Origin of the sequence: Sphingobium sp. SCG-1, from assembly GCF_002953135.1 — a bacterium.
GTDB lineage: Bacteria > Pseudomonadota > Alphaproteobacteria > Sphingomonadales > Sphingomonadaceae > Sphingobium.
Map to the genome: position 1 here is coordinate 673,172 of NZ_CP026372.1, position 19,657 is coordinate 692,828.

Genomic DNA, 19,657 nt, shown 5'->3' on the forward strand with positions numbered 1-19,657 from the left:
AGAAATTCGGGCTTTCCAAGGGTCTTAAATTGACTTTAACCTTATGTCTTCACAACGCGAATGCCAATGTCACGGCGCGGGGTCAGTGACAGCGAACACATCCCGGGGGATGCCGGTTGTTTCAGAAGAACGAGTTCGGGTCGTCGCAGGGCGGTGCTACGGCATCCCTGTGGCTGGCTGGCGCGGTCGCCAACCCCGGACCTCTGCATGATTCGCGCGACTGGCGCATGCGGCTCAAGGACTGGGCCGAGGATGTCGAACTGGTGCCCGATCTGGGCCAGCGCGTGGGCAGCCTTACCTGGTTCCGCGGCCTTGCGACCTGTACCGCCCTCTGTGCCAGCGCGATCTACCTCTCGCCGGGTTTCGCGCCGATCCCGGGCGCTTCCGATCCCGTCATGGATGCGCGGCAGTTCGATGAGGTCCGCAGCCAGACGATCACGCCACTTGCCCTAGGCGCAGACAGCGGCCGTCACATGGGCGCGACTGACGCCGTGTCGCCCTTGCGCGAAACGCCTGAACGCCCGCAGATCGAACTCACGACGCAGATCGGCAATGGCGACAGTTTCGCTCGGGCGCTCTCTCGTGCTGGTGTCAGCAGCGCCGATGCAGGCCGCGTCATCGGATTGACGGGCCTCGACATGGGCGATGCGCTAAAGCCCGGCACGCGCCTCGACATCACGCTTGGTCGCCGCACCAGCCGCACGATGCCGCGTCCGCTAGAGAGCCTTTCCTTCCGCGCGCGCCTCGATCTCGCCATCGACGTGACGCGCGTCAACGGCGCGTTGCAGGCGCAGCGCATTCCCATCCACGTCGATGATACGCCGCTGCGCATCCAAGGCACTGTTGGCGAGAGCGTCTATCGCTCGGCCCGCGCCGCCGGTGCGCCGCCCAAGGCGATCCAGTCGTTCCTGCGGACGATCTCACAGCAGATATCGATCGGTGCACTGAGTTCTGGCGACCGCTACGACATGATCGTCGCGCATCGCCGGGCCGAAACCGGCGACGTCGAGGTCGGGGACTTGCTGTATGCGGGCCTCAAGCGGGCGGGCGGCAAGAATATTGATATGCTGAAGTGGACGACCGGCGGCCGCACCGAGTGGTTCGAGGCATCGGGCGTCGGCGAACGCCGGGGCGTGCTCTCGCAACCTGTCTCGGGCCGTATCACGTCCGGTTACGGGATGCGCCGTCATCCAATTCTCCGCTTTACACGCATGCACGCAGGCATCGATTTCGCCGCGCCTTACGGTTCGCCGGTCTATGCCGCCACTGATGGCATCGTGGAATATGCCGGGCGTCACGGCGGCCATGGCAATTACGTCAAGCTGCGGCATGGCGGCGGAATTGCCACGGGCTATGCCCATATGAGCCGGATCGCGGCGACGCCGGGGCAGCAGGTCCGGCGTGGTCAGGTGATCGGTTATGTCGGCTCCAGCGGCCTCTCGACCGGGCCTCATCTTCACTATGAACTTTACCGCAACGGCCAGACGGTAAACCCCTCGTCCGTCAGCTTCACGACGACTGCGCAGCTTGCAGGGCGTGACCTTGCCGCTTTCCGCGCCCGCTTGGCGTCGTTGAAGTCGCTGCGGGTGGGACTGGCGGCGCAAGCGATGCCGAAGGACGGCTCCGCCACGGGCGGATGATCGGGGATTCCCCATCGCGCCTAATCGTCCTAGCGCAGGTGTCATGATTACTGACCAGATCCCCGACGATGCCCGCCTCACCTTACGGCCGGTCGGCTTTGTCGATACGCCAGTGGGGCTGGACGGCCGCACCGCGCGGATCGGCAATAGTCTCCTCTGGTTTCAGAGCTATGAAGTCGTCGCGATACGTCGGAATATGCCTCCACTTCGCCGTCAGCTTAGCGTGGAAGAGTTCGCCGGTTGGGTATCGCAACAATCGGAGCCGCTGTCGGAGCGCCTCGCAAGGCTCGCTGCGAATATCGCTGCGCCACGGCAGCCGCTTCAACTCGGCGCGCGAACGATCCGGCTCGATACACCGCAAGTTATGGGCATTTTGAACCTGACGCCGGACAGTTTCTCCGATGGCGGCAAACATGTCGGCGACGCGGCGGCGGCGGCGGACGCAGGCTTCGCGATGACAGCGGCAGGCGCGGCGCTGGTGGATGTCGGCGGCGAATCGACACGTCCGGGTGCCGAAAGGCTTTGGGAGGGCGACGAGATCGCACGCGTTGTCCCAGTGATCGAGCGGCTGGCGGCTTCTGGCGTCCCGGTGTCCGTCGATACGCGCAAGGCGGCGGTGATGGAGGCGGCCCTGGCTGCGGGCGCTTCGGTGGTGAACGACATCAGCGCGCTGCTGCACGACCCGCGCAGCATGGATGTGGTCGCCAAAGCGGGATGCCCCGTCATCCTGATGCATGCGCCTTCAACCGGCGACGACCCGCATGAGAATCGCGGCGGTTACACTGATGTGGCGACCGATGTGTTCGAATGGCTGGAGGCGCGGATCGCGGCTTGCGAGGCGGGGGGAATTGCGCGGGACAAGATCATCGTTGATCCCGGCCTGGGTTTCGGCAAGTCGCTGACGGACAATCTGACGCTGATAAATCGCCTCGCGCTGTTCTCCGCCTTGGGCGTTCCTTTGCTCTTCGGCGGGAGTCGCAAGCGAATGATCGGTGCGTTATCGAACGAAGCGCCTGCGTCGGACCGGCTAGGCGGTTCGATTACGCTGGCTGTGAAAGCGGCGGAACTCGGCGCGCAGATGGTGCGCGTGCATGATGTGCCGGAAACCGTTCAGGCGCTGCACATCTGGCGTGGCCTGCGCGACACCGCGCTCGCCGCCGCTGGATAGCCTGCGCTAATTGGAGGCGTTACTGGCGTTGGTTGCGTTGCCTGCCGCTTCCGGAGCGGCCTTAGATGTGCCGGCATCGAACACGCGCAGACTGTCGAGTGTCTGCTGCGCGATCCCCTGATACTGCTCGCTCAGCAGTTCGGGGTATACGAACGTCGCGCTTACCAGCGATCCGTCCTTCTTCCGGACCAGCCGCACGGCGATATTGTTGCCTTCGCCATCGTTCGCTGTTCCGCGATATTCGCTTTCCCCGACGAAATCGCCATCGACACCCTCGGCACGCGTGTTCATCGCCTCGACGACCTGCTGCAAGTCCTTGTCGTCGGCATTGGCGGACCAGAATACACGGATGTCCGCGCCGGCGCCCGGATCTTCCGACACGATGCCGTCGGCCGTCGTCGCTTGGGTGTTACGCGCCCAGCCTTCGGGTAAGGTGATCGAGAAGCCGCGCGCCTGATTGACGTAATTGCGCACTTCGGCGGCTTGAGCTTCGTTCGCGCCCGCGCGTTCTGCGGCGTTGTCGGCGGCTGCCTTGGCCGCCGCTGCGAGTTCCTGACTATCGGGAACTTCGGACACTGCCTCTTGCCGTCCGCAAGCCGTGACGAAGAGGAGGAAAGCGAGGCAGGGGAGGGCTGTCTTCATCCCACAGCCAAAGCATAGTGTGCCCATGATTTCAACCGCAGAGCGGCAAGCGTATCAGGCTGCGCTGTCGATCCCGAGTTCGGCGAGCTTCCGGTATAGCGTCGAACGCCCGATCCCGAGCCTGCGTGCGACTTCGCTCATGCGCCCGCGATAATGGCCGATGGCGAGCCGCACCACGTCCGCTTCGATGTCGGCCAGTTGCCGGACATGGCCATCCATCTCGAACAGGGTGATGCCCGCCGCTTCGCCATCGCTGACACGCGGCGCAGGCGTTGTGCTGCCCTTCTGGCGTATCATGATCTGCGCGGCGATCTGCGGGAAATCCTGCGGCGTCAGCGCGTCGCCCTCGCATAGCACGGCGGCGCGGAACAGGGCGTTCTGCAATTGCCGCACATTGCCCGGCCAGTCGTGCCGCATCAGCAAGGCGACCGCTTCTCCGGTGATACCGAGGCTCCGCAAACCCGGCTGCATGGCTATACGCGCCAGCAGATGACGGGCCAGCGCCGGAATGTCGCCTGACCGCTCGCGCAACGGCGGAATGGTGAGTTGCACGACGTTCAGACGGTAATACAAATCTTCGCGAAAACGCCCGGCCTCCACTTCGTCCAGCAGTCGGCGATTGGTCGCGGCGATCACACGTACATCGACGTGGATCGGCATACGCGCGCCGAGCGGCTGGACCTCGCCATCCTGCAAGACACGTAACAGCTTGACCTGCGCATCGAGCGGCAATTCGCATACTTCGTCCAAGAAGATGGTGCCGGTGTCCGCATCGAGGAAGCGGCCCGACTGCCGGTCGAATGCGCCGGTAAATGCGCCGCGCTCATGCCCGAACAACTCCGATTCGACGAGGTTGGCGGGAATCGCGCCACAGTTGACGGCTACCATGCGTTGGCGAAAGCGCGGCGAGGCGGCATGAATGGCGCGCGCGATCACGTCCTTGCCGACGCCACTTTCGCCCTCGATCAGCACGGGGATACGCGCGCGTGCGGCCTTCGCTGCGACGGCCAGTGCGGCCCGGAATTGCGGGGCCGACCCGACGATTTCCTCGAAAGCGAGCGGCGCGGAGATTTTCTCCGTCAATGGCCGCAATTCCCGGCTGTCCGGCGCGGCGCTGAGCGTAGCGTTCAACGCGGCGAGTAACTGATCCGGTGCGATAGGCTTGGACAGATAGTCGGTCGCCCCCGCACGCATGGCATGTACGGCCACCGCGACGCTGTTATGCGCGGTCAGGATCAATATCGGCAGGGAAGGGCGCTGTTCCCTTATATCCTGCACCAGATCGGTAGGATCGTAATCCGGGCTCCACTGATCGATCATCACGGCGTCCAGCCGCATGCCGTCCTGCGTGCCGAGTGTCGCCAGCGCCATTTCGCCATCGTTGGCGAACAGCGTGCGCCATCCTGCGCGCGCCGCCAATGCGCCGACAAGCCGCCGCTGGGCAGGCTCGTCATCGATCAGCAACAGCATGGGCGTGTCGTCACGCAAACCGTATTCCCCTCACTTCTGACAGGGCGTCATCAGTAGCAATGCGGGGTAAAGACGCGATTAAGCCTCCCACATAATTCTTTGGCCCCAGGCAGGGTTGAGGGGGGAGAAGGTTGTGAGTAAGAGGATGCCCAATGGCTGAACACTAAGAGGGCAAATATGGCTTCCGAAGGTAACATCAAGAACGCTGAGCAAACCTATTCCAGCTTTCTGAGCTTCATGAAGTGGGGCACGATCGTCAGCGTCGGGTTAGCGGCCGTCGTCGTTCTGCTCATCTCGACCTGAATGACACGGATCAATAAATTGGGCTGAACAGCCGGTCGAAGGAAGGCCGGGACAGCAGGGGGGATGCAGTTGAAGATAGTCATTGTCAAGGAACAGGCAGCAGGGGAGCGCCGCGTTGCCGGCACGCCTGAGACCGTAAAGAAGTTCATTGCACTCGGCGCGGAGGTTGCCGTCGAATCGGGGGCTGGCGTTACGGCATCCATCGGTGATGATGCGTATGCCGCGGCGGGAGCGACGGTAGCGGATCGGGTTACGGCCGTATCCAATGCGGATATCGTCCTGGCGGTCCAGGCTCCACCGGCGGAAAGCATCGGCAATGCAAAGCCGGGCGCTTTGGTCGCAGCTAGCTTCAACCCGTTCACCGAACGGTCGCGTGTTGATGGCTACGCTTCTGCGGGCTTTGAGGCGCTGGCGATGGAATTTATGCCGCGTATTACCCGCGCGCAATCGATGGACATCCTATCGTCGCAGTCGAACCTGTCCGGCTACAAGGCCGTTCTGGATGCGGCGGCAGAATATGACCGCGCTTTCCCGATGATGATGACGGCGGCAGGCACTGTGTCCGCCGCGCGTGTGTTCGTCATGGGTGTGGGCGTTGCGGGGCTGCAGGCGATCGCTACGGCCCGCCGTCTCGGGGCGCAGGTCTCCGCGACGGACGTGCGCTCCGCGACCAAGGAGCAGATCGAAAGCCTTGGCGCGAAGGCGATCTTCGTCGAGAACGTCAAAGGCATAGAGGGCGAAGGCTCGGGTGGCTATGCCACGGAAATGTCCGACGAATATAAAGCTGCGCAGGCCGAGCTGGTTTCCAGCCATATCGCCAAGCAGGACATCGTCATCACCACGGCGCTGATTCCGGGTCGCCCGGCGCCGCGACTCATCAGCGATGCGCAGATCGCTTCGATGAAGCCGGGCAGCGTTCTCGTCGATCTCGCGGTAGAAGCAGGCGGCAATGTCGAAGGCGCAGTCGCGGGCGAAGTGGTCGAACGCCACGGCGTCAAGATCGTCGGCCATCGCAACGTGCCTTCGCGCGTCGCCGCTGATACCTCGGCCCTGTTCTCGCGCAACCTCTACAACTTCCTGTCCGCCTTCTGGGACAAGGAAACAAACGCGCCGGTACTGGACGAGGAAATCGGCAACGCCATCCGCCTGACGCAGGGCGGGAAGGTCGTGAACGAACGACTTCTGTAGAAACAAGGGCGCAATCCGGGGAGTTCCGGATTGCGCGGGGCCGCAGCCAAAAAGCGGCGAGCCAAGGGGGCCAATATGGACTTCGTATCAATATTATCCATCTTCGTGATGGCCTGTTTCGTGGGCTATTATGTGGTGTGGTCTGTGACGCCTGCGCTGCACACGCCACTGATGGCGGTGACCAACGCCATTTCGTCCGTCATCATCGTCGGCGCGCTGGTCGCCTCGGCTGAGGCGGGAAGCGCGGCTGCCAAATATCTCGGGCTGCTGGCGGTGGTGTTCGCATCGGTCAACATCTTCGGCGGCTTTGCCGTCACGGAACGCATGCTCGCCATGTATAAGAAGAAGGAGCGCAAGTGATGCACGAAGCCGTCACCGCAGTTCCGCCCTTCGTCGCGCTGGCCTATCTGGTCGCAGGCGTCCTCTTCATCCTCGCGTTGCGCGGGCTGTCCAGTCCGGCGACCAGCCGCACGGGTAACCGCTTCGGCATGGCCGGCATGGCGATTGCCGTTGCGACGACGCTTTATACCCATGATCTGACGAGCCTTCCGGAAATCGTCGCGGCGATCGCCATCGGCGGTGTCATCGGCTTCATCACCGCGCGCAAGATTGCGATGACGGACATGCCGCAGTTGGTTGCGGCCTTCCACAGCCTCGTCGGTCTTGCTGCCGTGCTGGTGGGCGCCGCCGCTTACCTCAATCCAGCCGCGTTCGGCATTCTCGACACCGTGACGAACGAGATCCACAACGCCAGCCGTATCGAACTCGGCTTGGGCGTCGCGATCGGTGCGATCACCTTCTCCGGATCTGTGATCGCGTTCCTGAAGCTCAACGGAAACATGTCGGGCAAGCCGATCATGCTGCCGGGCCGCCATGTCATAAACCTGGGTACGCTGGTTGCGATCCTCGGCTTGATCGCCTGGTTCTACGTAATGGCCGCGCCGACGGTTGCTGCACCATGGCTGTTCTGGACCGTCATTGCGCTGAGCTTCATCATCGGCTTCCTGCTGATCATCCCGATCGGCGGCGCGGATATGCCCGTCGTGGTGTCGATGCTCAACAGCTATTCGGGTTGGGCGGCTGCCGCGATGGGCTTCACGCTGGGCAATAGCGCGATGATCATCACCGGCGCGCTGGTGGGTTCGTCCGGCGCGATCCTGTCGTACATCATGTGCAAGGCCATGAACCGCAGCTTCATCAGCGTGATCGCGGGTGGCTTCGGCGCTGCTCCCGAAGCGTCGGGTGGCGGTGCGGTCATCGACCGTCCCTACAAGCGCGGGTCTGCCGAAGACGCGGCGTTCCTGATGAAGCAGGCGGACAGCGTCATCATCGTGCCGGGCTATGGCATGGCGGTCAGCCAGGCGCAGCATGCGCTGCGTGAAATGGGCGACCTGCTCAAGAAGGAAGGCGTGTCCGTCAAATACGCCATCCATCCCGTTGCAGGCCGTATGCCCGGCCACATGAACGTGCTGCTGGCTGAAGCGAATGTGCCTTATGACGAGGTGTTCGAACTTGAGGACATCAATGGCGAATTTGGTCAGGCCGATGTGGCTTTTGTCATCGGCGCCAACGATGTCACCAACCCGGCGGCAAAGACCGACAAGACCTCGCCGATCTACGGCATGCCGATCTTGGACGTCGCCAACGCCAAGTCGGTGCTGTTCGTGAAGCGTTCGATGGGCGGCGCGGGCTATGCCGGCGTCGACAACGAAGTCTTCTATATGGACAACACCATGATGCTCCTTGCCGATGCCAAGAAGATGGTCGAGGAAATCGTGAAAGGCTTGGCGCACTAAGCCAGCTATGTTTAGGTGAGGACGCTCCCCTGCCGTGTGCCTCGCGCATTCGGCAGCGGGAGCGTTCTTGTACTCTGACCTGGGAATGACATGCGCAAAATCGGTTTGATCGGCGGACTTAGCTGGACCTCCACGGCCCGCTACTACCAGATCATCAACCAGGCCGTCGCACGCGCCAGGGGTGGGCTGTCTAGCGCGCCAGTTCTGATCGAGAGCCTGAACTTCGCCGACGTTGCCCGCAGCGCCAGTGCGGATGATTGGGACTCGGCCTCCCGCGAATTGATCGGCGCAGCGCAGCGGCTGGAAACGGCAGGCGCGGAGACGCTGCTGATCTGCGCCAACTCCATGCACAAGGTCTATGACGCTGTGGCAGCGGCGGTCGGCGTGCCGATCATCCACATCGCCGAAGTCGTCGGCGACAAGATGAACGCGGACGGCGTCAAGTCCGCCGCACTCATCGGCACGCGCAATGTGATGACGGAGAAGTTCTACCGCCAGCGCCTCGTCGCGCACGGCGTATCCTTGCTCCCGGCCGACATGAAGCTCGCCGACCGCATCGACACCATCGTCTATGACGAGCTGGTGCTGGGCAAGGCCACGCGTGAATCCGAACGCTTCATGAAGTCAGAACTGACAGACATCGCGAAGCAAAATGTGCAGGCAGTGATACTCGCCTGCACCGAGCTTGAGATGATCGTCGATGTGAAGGCGAATGTGCTCCCGATCTACGATTGTACGAACATTCACGCGATGGCGGGCGCGCGCTTCATTCTTTCGGAATAGACCTCAGCGCGCCGCAGCCCAGGTCTGCGTCTTGCAGAAGAAGGCAATGCAACCCTGCACTTTCAACGTGCCATTCGAGTTGCGCGTCAGTTTGGACGTGTAGGTCTTGCCCGACTGGGGATCGTAGATCTTTCCCTTCCACAGGCTGCCTGCATCCGTAAAGTCGCTCAGGATCGTCAGCCCCTCGATAGGCCGGGCGCGTAGCTTTTCGTCAGGATTGTTCGCATCGTTCCGGGGCGCGCCGGGCGTGGGTTTGATGACCTTCACGATCTGTCCGCACAGGGCCTTTCCACAGGGTCCGATCTGTACGAGCGCCTTCCCGTTCTCGGTCAGCCAGCGGCCCGCGATCGGCTGCGCAGCGGAGGCGGTGGACGATAGCAGGATAAGCGCCGCTGTAGATGCGGCGCGTGCGATCATAAGGAGTTTCAAGGCTTTTCCTCTCATGCGACTTTGCATGAGACATAAGCCCGTTGGCACAAGGCGGCTAGGGGGTAACGCATAATGCCGACCGGATGATCGCGGTTCTTTCCGCGGGACCGGCGCATTGCGACCACAAACTTAGTGCACTGATATTCTGTTGCCAATGAGGATGAACTCACAGGTCAGTGCCTTCGCAAGGTGCAAGCCTCCGGTAGTCTGAGATAGGCTTAGCCGTAGGCTGATAACGGCAACTCGGACCTAAAAACGGTCCTGATCGTCTCCGCCCTTTGTTTAACCAAGCATCGTCGCTTTGAGGAAGCGCCTCACTCAACACGTAAACGAGTGCCACTTCATTTTCTCGACTGAAGGACCACACCCTCGCAGGATTCTCGTGCTCGGTTATCCGGGAGGCCCTAGGTCATTTGTTGCTTACTCGGGGCGTAATCAAACTTTCCTGGAAACGCAGCGAAAACCGATATGGGTCGTCGCGCTGTCTATATGCTGAGGATGACGCGCCGCAGGGCGATAGCGCTGACAGTAATTGACCGCGCATAGATGTGATCCGCCCTTCAGCACCTTGCGGCCGATCTTAAATCCACCCGCCTCGTAGCTCTCCCCGACAGTGGCGCCGCGCGGGTTGATTGCTTCGCAGCATCCGCCGCGGCTCTTCAGCGAGGTTGGAGTACCATACCAGTCCTTGGTCCACTCCCACACGTTGCCGATCATGTCCGACAAGCCGTAGCCGTTAGGCGGGAAGCTGCCCACGACGCTAGTGCGGAAATTACCGTCGGCCTTGGTCGTCGTGAACGGAAACAGCCCCTGCCAGTAGTTGGCGAGCATTGCGCCTGCGGGTGCCAGTTCGCCGCCCCAGGCGAACTCGGCGCCTTCAATGCCGCCGCGCGCGGCAAACTCCCATTCGGCCTCGGTCGGCAATGCCTTGCCCGCCCATTTGGCGTAGGCTCTTGCATCCTCGAACGCGACATGGACCACGGGGTGATCGGCAAGTCCTTCTACACTGCTGTCGGGGCCGGTGGGATGCCGCCAGTCGGCACCGGCAACGAAGCTCCACCAACGCGAATGATCGTCAAGCGGTACGGGCGAACTCGGCGGATTGAAGACCAGCGATCCCGGGACCGCGAAGGCCGGGTCCATTCCGGGATAATGTTTGGGATCGGGCGGGATCTCGGCGGCGGTCCGATAACCGGTCGCCTCGACGAATGCCGCGAAGGCGGCGTTGGTGACGGGGGTCTCGTCGATCCAAAAGGGGTCCACCTTCACCCGCCGCAACGGGCGCTCTTCCTCGTAGAATTGCTCTGATCCCATAGTGAAGCTGCCGCCCGGGATCAGCCGCATTCCTTCATGCGACACTTGCGGCTTAGTCTTGTAAACGGACTTTTTCATGCCTGCGCTTTGCTGTGCAAATATCGGGCGGGCAAGGCCTGGACAAGGGCGCGGGCTCTGGCGTCAGCCTGTTCGGCGGTCAGGCGGGCATGTACAGCGCCTAGCTGAGACCAATCATGCGGCTTCCCCCCGAACCAGGGCTGCATGCTTTAGGGGCGCAATGCCTTCCACCGGAAACGCACGGATATCCTGGACCGCTCCGCGCGCATCGACGGCACAGAAGACGACGATTATGCGATCAATTTGCGGCAAACTCCTCACGCTCAGTCCTCTCCATGATCTGGCGGACAGCGCCGGAAAGTCAGCGAAAATATTTATCATATCAATGGTCTTGTTTAGCGGCGCTTTCGGCTTAACATGCTCCGGCCCCTATAAAGGCGGGAAAGGGAGCAGACCTTTGATGATTGCATCATCGACTTTGTCAGTGGACAGTTCGCCGCCTCAACTCGGTCGAAACCTGACATATGGCCTACTCGACAGTCTGGGGCGCGCGATCGTTACCGGGCAATACGAACAGCAGGCGTTCCCGACCGAGGCCGATCTCGCCAAGCAGCACGGCGTCAGCCGATCGGTGACGCGGGAGGCGGTGAAGATGCTCACCGCGAAGGGCCTGCTGAGCGCGCGTCCACGGCAGGGCACAGTTGTTGAACCAACTACTTCGTGGAATTTGTTCGATGCCGACGTCTTGCGATGGCTGCTCGAACGGCAATTCTCGATAAAGCTTCTCAAACAGTTTAATCAGCTACGCGTGGCAATCGAACCGGAAGCCGCGGCGCTTGCGGCGCAATTTGCCGACGCGGAGCAGCGAGCGCGCATTACATCCGGGTTGAAACGGATGAAAGCCGCAGAACTAGGGATGGAAGACGTGCTTGAGGCTGATATCGCTTTTCACGTCGCGATCCTACGCGCTTCCGGCAATCCGTTCTATGTCCAGTTCCGCGATGTGGTAAGCACTGCGCTGAGGACTTCCATCCGCTTTACGAACCGGATCAAGGGCCGTTCGGCGAACGTGGCAGATCACGCGGCGGTTCGCGATGCAATTGAGGTGCGAAATCCTGATGCGGCGCGAGCCGCGATGCGTGCGCTTATCGGTGACGTGCTATCGCTCATCGACGATGCAAAGACGAGTGAACTCAGCTGATTGCGGAATCTGACGCCCAAGCGATAGACGCTTTCTAGGAACCAAGTCTTCCAACGATAGACTTGGTTCTGAGCATTGAACTGGCGGCAGTTGTGAGATGCTGCACCAGTCAGATTATTAACGTTGAAAGTCAGCGTCACATTCAGTTGGCGAAAGCGTTCCAGCGAGTCGGGCGTCCTTCGGTCCTTCACGATTATGGAAACGCCGTGCCAAAGCACACCGGGCCGCGTCAGCGTATTCCGTGCGTGCCTGATGGCTTGGGTTGCCGCACAGAGGGCGCTGTCGGGCGCGCGATGTCAGGATCGCCATTCGCTGTCCAATTAACCCTGCTCAAAAAGGGCGAACGCTTGAGGGTGCAGCCCATGTTCGCAGCCGGGTTGGCATGATAGACGATCCATTGCTCGCGCCCGTCGGGCGAACGGAAGAAGCCGTTGTGCCCCGTGGCGAAGATGCCATTGGCGCTCGACAGCACCGGTTGTGGGCGCTTCGTCCAACTGCCCTTCGCCAACAGGTCCGCTCCGGCGGAGGCGCTTAGTAGCCCGAGCGAGTAATTATCCGACCAGCACGCCCCAGCTGAGTAGGTGAGGAAGATTTGCCCTTTCGGACCGGCCAAGAATTCAGGCCCCTCGAGGATGCGTCGGCCGCCCTGGTTCTCCCACTCCTTGTCGGGCTCAGCGATTAGGGTTTCCTCGCCTTTTATCGTCCATGGATTGGCGAGCTTCGCCAGAGCAAGTCCGCTGACTGCCCCTACATAAGGCGAATAGGCAAAATATAGCCCGCCACGATGCTTAAAGACGGTCCCGTCGATCCCCGCGCGCTTGGTATTTACGCGCCCGCGGTCAATCCATTCCCCCGCGAGCGGATCCTTGGACGCATTCTCCAGAACAAAGACGCCTCGATGCGCGTCGTCTTTGAACCCCGATTCCGTCGCAGAATAGTAGATATACCATTTGCCGTTCAGCCGGTGCAGCTCAGGCGCCCAGATCAGATGGGCGTTCTTCCCAACTTCCGGCGGCGTCCAAACTACCTTTCGCTCGGCATGCGCAAGATCGGTGATATCTCGGGTACGCCACAACGTGATGCGGTCGCGCATCGTGTGCGTATAGTAATAGACGCCGCGGTACTGGAACACCCAGGGATCGGGACCCGACGTCAGAAGCGGGTTCGTAAATGTTGCATCTGCTGCGGTCCGCGCGTGCGAAGTCGTTGAATTGGGCAAAGCAGCCAGCAAAGTGATCGCCGCCGACTGGACCAAGGCCTTGGTAATGAACGCTGCACGAGGAAGCGGGCGGTCAGCCATTAATCTCTCCATCATCTGCTTTAATATACGATAAATATCATATACTCTGGCCAGATCGAAAGCGAATTACAAGGAGAGGTATCTTGCATGCCGGAATCACGCGTCGTGGCGTTCTGCTGGCGGGCACCGCCGCGCTCATCACGCCCCCCGCATGGGGAAGAACGCGCGCAGCGCGGAAACCCAATATCATCGTGATCTATGCCGACGATCTCGGTTATGGTGACCTCAGTTGTTACGGCGCTGACACCATTCACACTCCCAATCTCGATATGTTGGCAGCACGGGGTACGAGGTTCGTCAACGCGCATTCGCCATCCGCGACCTGCACGCCATCTCGTTATGCATTGCTTACCGGGGACTATGCCTGGCGCGCGTCCGGCATTCAGATCCTGCCCGGCGATGCGCCGGCGTTGATCCGTCCGGGCAAATACACGCTACCGACGATGCTGAAGCAGGTCGGCTACGCCACCGGCCTAGTCGGAAAATGGCATCTGGGGCTAGGCAATGGCAAAGTCGACTGGAATGGAGAGATCGCTCCGGGGCCGCTCGACATCGGGTTCGACTATGGATTCTTCATGCCCGCGACGCTTGATCGCGTTCCAACCGTGCTGATCGAGAATAGCCGGGTGGTGAACCTCGATCCCACCGATCCGATCCGCGTTAACTACAAGGACAAGGTCGGCACCGAGCCAACGGGTGCCGAGAACCCTGGACTACGTAAATTCGGCGCTGACCCCGAACATTCAAACACGATTATCAACGGCATTAGTCGCATCGGCTACATGACCGGTGGGCGGCAGGCGCGGTGGAAGGACGAGGAGTTGACCGACGTGCTGCTCCGCAAAGCGCTCGACTTCGTGAAGACACGAAAGGACGACCCCTTCTTCCTGTATTTCGCGATGAACGAACCCCATGTTCCACGCGCACCGCACCCCCGTTTCGTCGGGAAGTCGGGCATGGGAACACGCGGTGATGCGATCCTCCAACTAGACTGGACGGTAGGCGCGCTTGTGGAGGAACTGACGAAGCTTGGCCTCGCCGACGACACGCTGATCTTCTTCAGCAGCGATAACGGCCCGATCCTGTTCGATGGCTATAGCGATCAGGCGGTCGAGCGCGTCGGCAGGCATCGCCCGTCCGGCCCGTTCACCAGCGGCAAGTACAGCATTTACGAGGGGGGGACGCGCGTGCCGATGATTGCCTGCTGGCCAGGCCATGTCCGCGCTGGCTATGTCTCACATGCGCTTATCGACCATGTCGATCTTACCGCCTCATTAGCCTCCCTCGTCGGCGCCACTCTGCCGCGTGACGTAGCGGTGGACAGCTTCGACATGCTCGCACCATTGCTAGGCGAGACGGATAGCGGTCGCGACTACGTGATCGAGGACACCAAAATGATGGTGACTACCGGTAGCACCGTGGCGAGTAGCGGGGCGCGCATCCTCGCCTTGCGCGAAGGAAAATGGAAGTTCATTCGGGGGAGCGTCCGACCACAGGAATTTCACGGGAATGCGATCGGCACGTCGCCCGCACATCAACTCTACGACTTGACGCGTGATCCCGGCGAGCGCTTCGACCTGTCGAAAAAGCTACCCGAGCGAACGCGCCAATTGGCGGCAAAACTCGACAGGATCGAGCGAGAAGGACGTAGTCGACCCTGACCCGTTACGCACGTGCGGCACAAAGCTTGCCTCCCGTCGAACAACTTATATGATTTATAGGAAAGATGGAGAGGTGTAGGTGAGTCGTTTCCCTCGGATCGCAAAGTGTGCAATTGCCCTGATGGCGGCAGCAACGATCGGCGCATGCACGCAAACGCTTCCAGTGCCGAATTCCGGCCTCCACAGTTCCACGCTCATCCCCACGAAACGACCGAACATTCTCCTCATTATGATCGACGACCTGAAGCCCACCCTGGGTTCCTTCGGTGATCGGACCGCGATCAGTCCTAATATCGACGCTTTGGCTGCGCGGGGCACACGCTTTGAGCATGCATATGCCAACCAGGCGGTATGCGCGCCCAGTCGCATCAATCTGATGACTGGTCGCCGCTCGACATCGACCGGCATTTACGATTTCGGTATGGACTTGAGGCAGTATGTTCCCAATGCCGTAACCCTGCCTCAGGCCTTCAAGCTGGCAGGTTATGAAGCGGAGAGCATTGGCAAGGTATTTCATGTTGGGCACGGCTCGCACGATGACGACGCCAGTTGGTCACGGCCGCCGATCCACGATCATGTGATCGAGTATAACGATCCGGAGAGCACCGGCGGGAAGCCGACACGCGAGCAGGCGCTGTTCAACGAGGTGCCCGTAGAAGGCAATGTCTGGAAATATGCAGCCACACTGAGCAGAGGCGCGGCGTGGGAGAGCCCCGACATCCCTGACGAAGCCTATGCAGACGGCCGCACCGCAAAACGGGCCTCGGACAGGCTGCGCGAGCTTAAGTCTTCAGCTTCTCCGTTCTTTTTGGCGGTCGGTTTCGCGCGGCCGCATCTGCCATTTTCCGTTCCCAAAAAATATTGGGACATGTACGATCCCTCCAAGCTGCCTATGCCTAATTTCGAGCGGCTGCCTGATGGAGCCCCCCCGTTCGCCGGTAAGGTAGGCGGCGAGATCGCAGCTTACAGGCCGATACCCGAAGGGCAGGTTCCCGGAAGGGATTTCCCGGAACCACTCAAGCGCAAGCTGATCCACGGCTATTATGCTGGAGTTAGCTATGTCGATGTTCAGATCGGCAGGGTACTGGATGCGCTTAAGCGCGAAGGACTCGCCGATAACACGATTGTGGTCCTGTGGGGTGATCATGGCTGGCATCTCGGCGATCACGGGATCTGGACCAAGCACACCAATTTTGAGCAGGCCGTTCGGCAGCCATTGATCATCGCTGGCCCCGGCACGGGACTTGGAGGCAGGGCGCCCGCGCAATTGGCGGAAACAGTAGACATCTATCCCACCCTCGCTGCGCTTGCAGGTCTCACGTTACCGCGGACGATGCAGCCGCTTGATGGGCTGAGCCTTGTTCCTGTGCTGCGCGACACACGGAAGATCGTCCGACCCTACGCCTACCACGCCTATCCTCGTCCTGGACACATCGGCCAGGCGATCCGCGGAGCACGCTATAGGCTTGTCCGCTGGACCCAAGAAACTACTGGCGAACGCAGTTACGAACTTTACGATCTTCAAGCCGATCCGGGCGAGACGCGCAACCAGGCGGACGTGCTGCCCAAGGTTCGCGCCCAGCTCGAGACCTATCTCGATGCGCAACCCAAGCCCGTGACTTTGAGACTCGCGGCAGAGCGGCCGACACGGCCGGGAAACTAGTCCAAGAACCAACCAGGGAGATGGAAATGCGGATTATAGGACGTGCGACATTCCTGGTATTGGGTGCCGCAGTAAGCCTCGCGCCGGTCGTGGCACTGGCCCAAGGGGCGCTGGGCGCAAATTACAACGAACATTTCGAAGACGTGGATTATCGCGATCTCAAAAAAACCGACACACAATGGGTCCGATTGTTTCTGCCGATGCCGCAACTCGATAGTGGCCCCGCCATTAATCACGGCGCCATCAAGACGATCCTAGACGTAGCGACCCACGGCTACAAGACGATCCTCACTCTCAAGTTCCCCTATAATCGCGTGGCGTTTCCTAAAGCAGACAGCCCAACCTTCGCGAGGGACCTAGCACGGTTGGACGCGGTGTTGCCGCTGGTGATGGGTAAGGTGGACATTCTGGTGATCGGCAACGAGCCTTACATCGAAAGCCGCCCCGAGGACTGGAATGAGAATTTCAACGTCTATTACGAAGCTCTGGCCAAGCGTGCGATCGCCTATCGCGCGCAGCACTGCGCGACCGGCTGCAAGACACGCCTTTATATGGGAGCGCTTAATCGGCTCGACCTCAAGCCAAACCAGAACGAATCCACTGAGCGTTGGATGGCGTTTGTCAAAGCAACGCCTGAAATCGACGGCGTCAACATTCACCCGCATATACCGACGATCGAGGCGTCCAGGCCTTTCCTGGACTTCATCCTGACGCGCATGCGGCCCGACCAGAAGTTCATCGTCACCGAGTTCTCGCTAATTTGGTGGTGGCAGCAAAATCTGCAAGGCAATATCCCCACCGCGTTCGCGGCGAAATATGGCGCGCCGGCTAATGCCCAGAATTGGCAGATCATTAAGGCGGCGTTGGAGACGCCTTTCTCAAAAACGCAGTGGGATGACTTCCTTTCGCAAAGTCCTTGGTTCGAGAACCGCAAGCACTATCTGCGTAATCAGATGAAGGCGTTCCGCGACACCGGACGCCTCGCAGTGGCAACGTACGGATTCAAACAGGGCAGCTCGATGGCCGTGAACTTTGGTCCGAATTCAACGCCTTGGCTGCTTAACAGCATCTTCGCAGGTCGCACGGTGAAGCCAAACCCTGACGGCAGTGCGGCATTCAATTATGCCTGGGTCGACGACTATAAGGCGTTGCAGAAGCAGTGATCTCCATGCGTCTAAATCAAATCCGTAGCCTCCTTCTCTTGGCGGCGCTCTCAGTAACGCAGCCGGCCTTTTCCCAGGCGCAAGAACTGAAAAAAGCTGTGGCTGACGATATCTTCGCAGACCATCCTTCGATGGATAAGAACGCTGTGGTGATGCCCGCAGCAGATGCGGAGCCAGTCGCACCGTTGTTCTCAGAGCGGGCTATCAGCGACGCGTCTATCGCGCGCACGCCCGATGGACTTTGGATCCTGACCGGTACGTCGCTGCGCAGCGCCCCGCGGCACGGCGTTGAGCTCTGGACTTCCAAGGACAGCAAGACTTGGAAGAGTATTGGGCCAGCGAACATTACCGGCAATGGAATTATGCCCGGCAACGTCTCCGAACGCTATCTAGCTCCGTCGCTGACGGTGGCGGGCGACAAGCTTTACCTTGCCTTTTCAGACAAGACTGGCTGCGCGCGCGTCGCCGCTGGCAGGGGCGCTGATCCGGGCGGCGCCTTCGCCGCGTCTCCCTGCCTCGTCGAGGACGCGTCCGACGTTTCGCTGTTCGTTGATACTGATGGCGAGGGATATCTGCTGTGGGGCGGCGGCATGATCGTGCGGCTGGCGCCCGGATTCACAAAGATCGCGGAATCGCCGCGCTTCCTCAAACCCGATCAGAAGCTCTTCGAGCAGCATCCTCCGGTCGGCAAGGACTGGCCAGTACGCACGCGCGTCGGTGGTGCCAGTGCGACCATGTTTCGCGATGGCGACCGCTATGTGCTTGCGGCCACTGAAGTCACCGGCCGCATGCGAACCGCTACCGAAGACTTGTTCATGGCAGAGGGCCCCACTCCCTATGGGCCCTTCGCAATGCGGATGCTAGCCGTTCCGCACGCGGGAACCGGGTCGATCGTACAGCTTGATGACGGTGCGCTCGCCGCCCTGTACAACCCAAGGTGCGAGGACGGGTTCGCCGTGTTCTGCGAGCAGGTGGGCCTGGTTCCTTTGGAACGCGCACCCGGGGGCCGGCTCCGCCAGGGGGCGGCAGTGATCACGGAGGACAGCGCAGTCGCCGCACGCAAGCCGCTGGTGACCACTGAAACGATGCGTGACCCTTCCGTAGCGCTGGGTGGCGACGGTAACTACTACCTCGTCGGAACGCTTGACGGTTACGGCTATCACAAGCCGGAAGGCGGCGTGAAGTTGTGGCGCTCGGCCGATTTGAAGAAGTGGGAGGAAGTTGGCTTCATTTTCAAATGGGAGGGCATGGGTTATGACTTCGGCGAGAATATCGCCGAGCTTTGGGCTCCCGAGATCAAATGGGTCGAACGCGATAAGACATATTACCTCGCCTTCTCTGTGATGGAGCGCGGCGCGGGCGGCAAGACGTGGCTTTACCGCTCGCGCAGCGGTAAAGCCGAAGGACCATACGAGAACGTCTCCAAGAGCTTCCTCGTCAACGGCATTGATGGGTTCCCGTTCGAGGATGACGACGGCCTGTATTTTCTTTGGGGCGGAGGCAGCATCGCCAAGCTCAATGCTGCGCGCAACGGATTCGATGGCCCCGTGCGCAAGCTGGTCGATGTCGATGGAGACGCGGTCGGCTATGAAGGCAATGGCTTGATCAAGGTAAATGGCGTTTATTTCCTCACCGGTGCTGAATGGAATGGCCCCCTGCGTACCCATGGCACGTACGACATGATGTACGGCACGTCGAAATCGTTGTTCGGCCCATACAGCCAACGCCGCATGGGCGCTCCGCACGGGGGGCACGGAACGCCGTTCAAGGACAAAAAGGGAAGCTACTGGTATACGATGTTCGGCAACGATCCGACTGCACCGTGGCGGATGCATTTTGGCCTGGTGCCAATTGACATCGGAGATCCCGCGTCCATAGGCGTGCCGCGCATTCGAGCAGCACGGGAATAGCCATGCTT

At 60.8% G+C, this 19,657-nt stretch carries 17 protein-coding genes; 12 read left to right on the top strand and 5 right to left on the bottom strand.

The window, feature by feature from the left end; all coding sequences use genetic code 11:
- Positions 1-116 precede the first annotated feature (116 nt).
- Positions 117-1,640 (top strand): M23 family metallopeptidase, encoded by a 1,524-nt coding sequence (locus C1T17_RS03025; RefSeq protein WP_104952156.1) that lies wholly within the window; start codon positions 117-119, stop codon positions 1,638-1,640.
- Positions 1,641-1,683: 43 nt separating this feature from the next.
- Positions 1,684-2,808 (top strand): dihydropteroate synthase, encoded by a 1,125-nt coding sequence (gene folP, locus C1T17_RS03030; protein ID WP_189338473.1) that lies wholly within the window; start codon positions 1,684-1,686, stop codon positions 2,806-2,808.
- Between the two features lie 6 nt (positions 2,809-2,814).
- Here folP and C1T17_RS03035 read toward each other — a convergent pair whose 3' ends face one another.
- Both C1T17_RS03035 and C1T17_RS03040 read right to left on the bottom strand, forming a co-directional pair.
- Positions 2,815-3,450, bottom strand: coding sequence for a hypothetical protein (locus C1T17_RS03035; RefSeq protein WP_104952157.1), 636 nt, complete (start codon positions 3,448-3,450; stop codon positions 2,815-2,817).
- 54 nt (positions 3,451-3,504) lie between these two features.
- A complete protein-coding gene (locus C1T17_RS03040; protein ID WP_104952158.1) occupies positions 3,505-4,920 on the bottom strand; it encodes a sigma-54-dependent transcriptional regulator in 1,416 nt (471 codons plus the stop codon).
- Positions 4,921-5,097: 177 nt separating this feature from the next.
- Between C1T17_RS03040 and C1T17_RS03045 the strand changes: the two genes are divergently transcribed.
- The 5 genes from C1T17_RS03045 (at position 5,098) to C1T17_RS03065 (ending at position 8,990) form a co-directional block, all read left to right on the top strand.
- A complete protein-coding gene (locus C1T17_RS03045; RefSeq protein WP_104952159.1) occupies positions 5,098-5,223 on the top strand; it encodes an aa3-type cytochrome c oxidase subunit IV in 126 nt (41 codons plus the stop codon).
- A gap of 69 nt (positions 5,224-5,292) precedes the next feature.
- Positions 5,293-6,411 (top strand): NAD(P) transhydrogenase subunit alpha, encoded by a 1,119-nt coding sequence (locus tag C1T17_RS03050; protein WP_104954966.1) that lies wholly within the window; start codon positions 5,293-5,295, stop codon positions 6,409-6,411.
- A 75-nt stretch (positions 6,412-6,486) separates the two neighbouring features.
- Entirely contained in the window at positions 6,487-6,771 is a 285-nt protein-coding gene (locus C1T17_RS03055) for an NAD(P) transhydrogenase subunit alpha (RefSeq protein ID WP_104952160.1), read from the top strand.
- Positions 6,771-8,207 (top strand): NAD(P)(+) transhydrogenase (Re/Si-specific) subunit beta, encoded by a 1,437-nt coding sequence (locus C1T17_RS03060; protein WP_104952161.1) that lies wholly within the window; start codon positions 6,771-6,773, stop codon positions 8,205-8,207. Before C1T17_RS03055 ends, C1T17_RS03060 begins: the two co-directional genes overlap by 1 nt.
- A 90-nt stretch (positions 8,208-8,297) precedes the next feature.
- On the top strand, positions 8,298-8,990 hold the full coding sequence (locus C1T17_RS03065; RefSeq protein ID WP_104952162.1) for an aspartate/glutamate racemase family protein: 693 nt from the start codon (positions 8,298-8,300) through the stop codon (positions 8,988-8,990).
- Between the two features lie 3 nt (positions 8,991-8,993).
- On the opposite strand, the gene C1T17_RS03070 is transcribed toward C1T17_RS03065, so the two are convergent.
- Both C1T17_RS03070 and C1T17_RS03075 read right to left on the bottom strand, forming a co-directional pair.
- Positions 8,994-9,434: a DUF2147 domain-containing protein gene (locus C1T17_RS03070; RefSeq protein ID WP_411269206.1), complete on the bottom strand. Its 441-nt coding sequence runs from the start codon at positions 9,432-9,434 to the stop codon at positions 8,994-8,996.
- A gap of 420 nt (positions 9,435-9,854) precedes the next feature.
- Positions 9,855-10,763 carry a formylglycine-generating enzyme family protein gene (locus tag C1T17_RS03075; protein ID WP_104954967.1) on the bottom strand — a complete coding sequence of 303 codons (909 nt, stop codon included), beginning with the start codon at positions 10,761-10,763 and terminating at the stop codon, positions 9,855-9,857.
- A gap of 448 nt (positions 10,764-11,211) precedes the next feature.
- On the opposite strand from C1T17_RS03075, the gene C1T17_RS03080 reads away from it, so the two are divergent.
- Positions 11,212-11,952 carry a FadR/GntR family transcriptional regulator gene (locus C1T17_RS03080; RefSeq protein ID WP_104952164.1) on the top strand — a complete coding sequence of 247 codons (741 nt, stop codon included), beginning with the start codon at positions 11,212-11,214 and terminating at the stop codon, positions 11,950-11,952.
- A 229-nt stretch (positions 11,953-12,181) separates the two neighbouring features.
- Here C1T17_RS03080 and C1T17_RS03085 read toward each other — a convergent pair whose 3' ends face one another.
- Positions 12,182-13,252 (bottom strand): family 43 glycosylhydrolase, encoded by a 1,071-nt coding sequence (locus C1T17_RS03085; protein WP_104952165.1) that lies wholly within the window; start codon positions 13,250-13,252, stop codon positions 12,182-12,184.
- 83 nt (positions 13,253-13,335) lie between these two features.
- On the opposite strand from C1T17_RS03085, the gene C1T17_RS03090 reads away from it, so the two are divergent.
- The 4 genes from C1T17_RS03090 to C1T17_RS03105 all read left to right on the top strand — a co-directional run bounded on the left by C1T17_RS03090 (position 13,336) and on the right by C1T17_RS03105 (position 19,649).
- A complete protein-coding gene (locus C1T17_RS03090) occupies positions 13,336-14,913 on the top strand; it encodes a sulfatase family protein (protein ID WP_223262766.1) in 1,578 nt (525 codons plus the stop codon).
- 121 nt (positions 14,914-15,034) lie between these two features.
- Positions 15,035-16,576 (top strand): sulfatase, encoded by a 1,542-nt coding sequence (locus C1T17_RS03095; RefSeq protein WP_104952166.1) that lies wholly within the window; start codon positions 15,035-15,037, stop codon positions 16,574-16,576.
- A gap of 26 nt (positions 16,577-16,602) precedes the next feature.
- Entirely contained in the window at positions 16,603-17,739 is a 1,137-nt protein-coding gene (locus tag C1T17_RS03100) for a hypothetical protein (protein ID WP_223262767.1), read from the top strand.
- Positions 17,740-17,837: 98 nt separating this feature from the next.
- Positions 17,838-19,649, top strand: a complete 1,812-nt coding sequence (locus C1T17_RS03105; RefSeq protein WP_223262768.1) for a family 43 glycosylhydrolase — start codon at positions 17,838-17,840, stop codon at positions 19,647-19,649.
- Positions 19,650-19,657: the final 8 nt, after the last annotated feature.

Excerpts from the sequence above, each read along its gene's own strand:
- C1T17_RS03095 (WP_104952166.1), top strand. The coding sequence starts at position 15,035 with ATGGCGGCAGCAACGATCGGCGCATGCACGCAAACGCTTCCAGTGCCG.
- C1T17_RS03070 (WP_411269206.1), bottom strand. The coding sequence starts at position 9,434 with ATGAGAGGAAAAGCCTTGAAACTCCTTATGATCGCACGCGCCGCATCT.
- C1T17_RS03060 (WP_104952161.1), top strand. The coding sequence starts at position 6,771 with ATGCACGAAGCCGTCACCGCAGTTCCGCCCTTCGTCGCGCTGGCCTAT.
- C1T17_RS03080 (WP_104952164.1), top strand. The coding sequence starts at position 11,212 with ATGATTGCATCATCGACTTTGTCAGTGGACAGTTCGCCGCCTCAACTC.
- C1T17_RS03055 (WP_104952160.1), top strand. The coding sequence starts at position 6,487 with ATGGACTTCGTATCAATATTATCCATCTTCGTGATGGCCTGTTTCGTG.
- folP (WP_189338473.1), top strand. The coding sequence starts at position 1,684 with ATGATTACTGACCAGATCCCCGACGATGCCCGCCTCACCTTACGGCCG.
- C1T17_RS03085 (WP_104952165.1), bottom strand. The coding sequence starts at position 13,252 with ATGGCTGACCGCCCGCTTCCTCGTGCAGCGTTCATTACCAAGGCCTTG.
- C1T17_RS03035 (WP_104952157.1), bottom strand. The coding sequence starts at position 3,450 with ATGAAGACAGCCCTCCCCTGCCTCGCTTTCCTCCTCTTCGTCACGGCT.
- C1T17_RS03075 (WP_104954967.1), bottom strand. The coding sequence starts at position 10,763 with ATGCGGCTGATCCCGGGCGGCAGCTTCACTATGGGATCAGAGCAATTC.
- C1T17_RS03040 (WP_104952158.1), bottom strand. The coding sequence starts at position 4,920 with ATGCTGTTGCTGATCGATGACGAGCCTGCCCAGCGGCGGCTTGTCGGC.
- C1T17_RS03045 (WP_104952159.1), top strand. The coding sequence starts at position 5,098 with ATGGCTTCCGAAGGTAACATCAAGAACGCTGAGCAAACCTATTCCAGC.
- C1T17_RS03100 (WP_223262767.1), top strand. The coding sequence starts at position 16,603 with ATGCGGATTATAGGACGTGCGACATTCCTGGTATTGGGTGCCGCAGTA.
- C1T17_RS03065 (WP_104952162.1), top strand. The coding sequence starts at position 8,298 with ATGCGCAAAATCGGTTTGATCGGCGGACTTAGCTGGACCTCCACGGCC.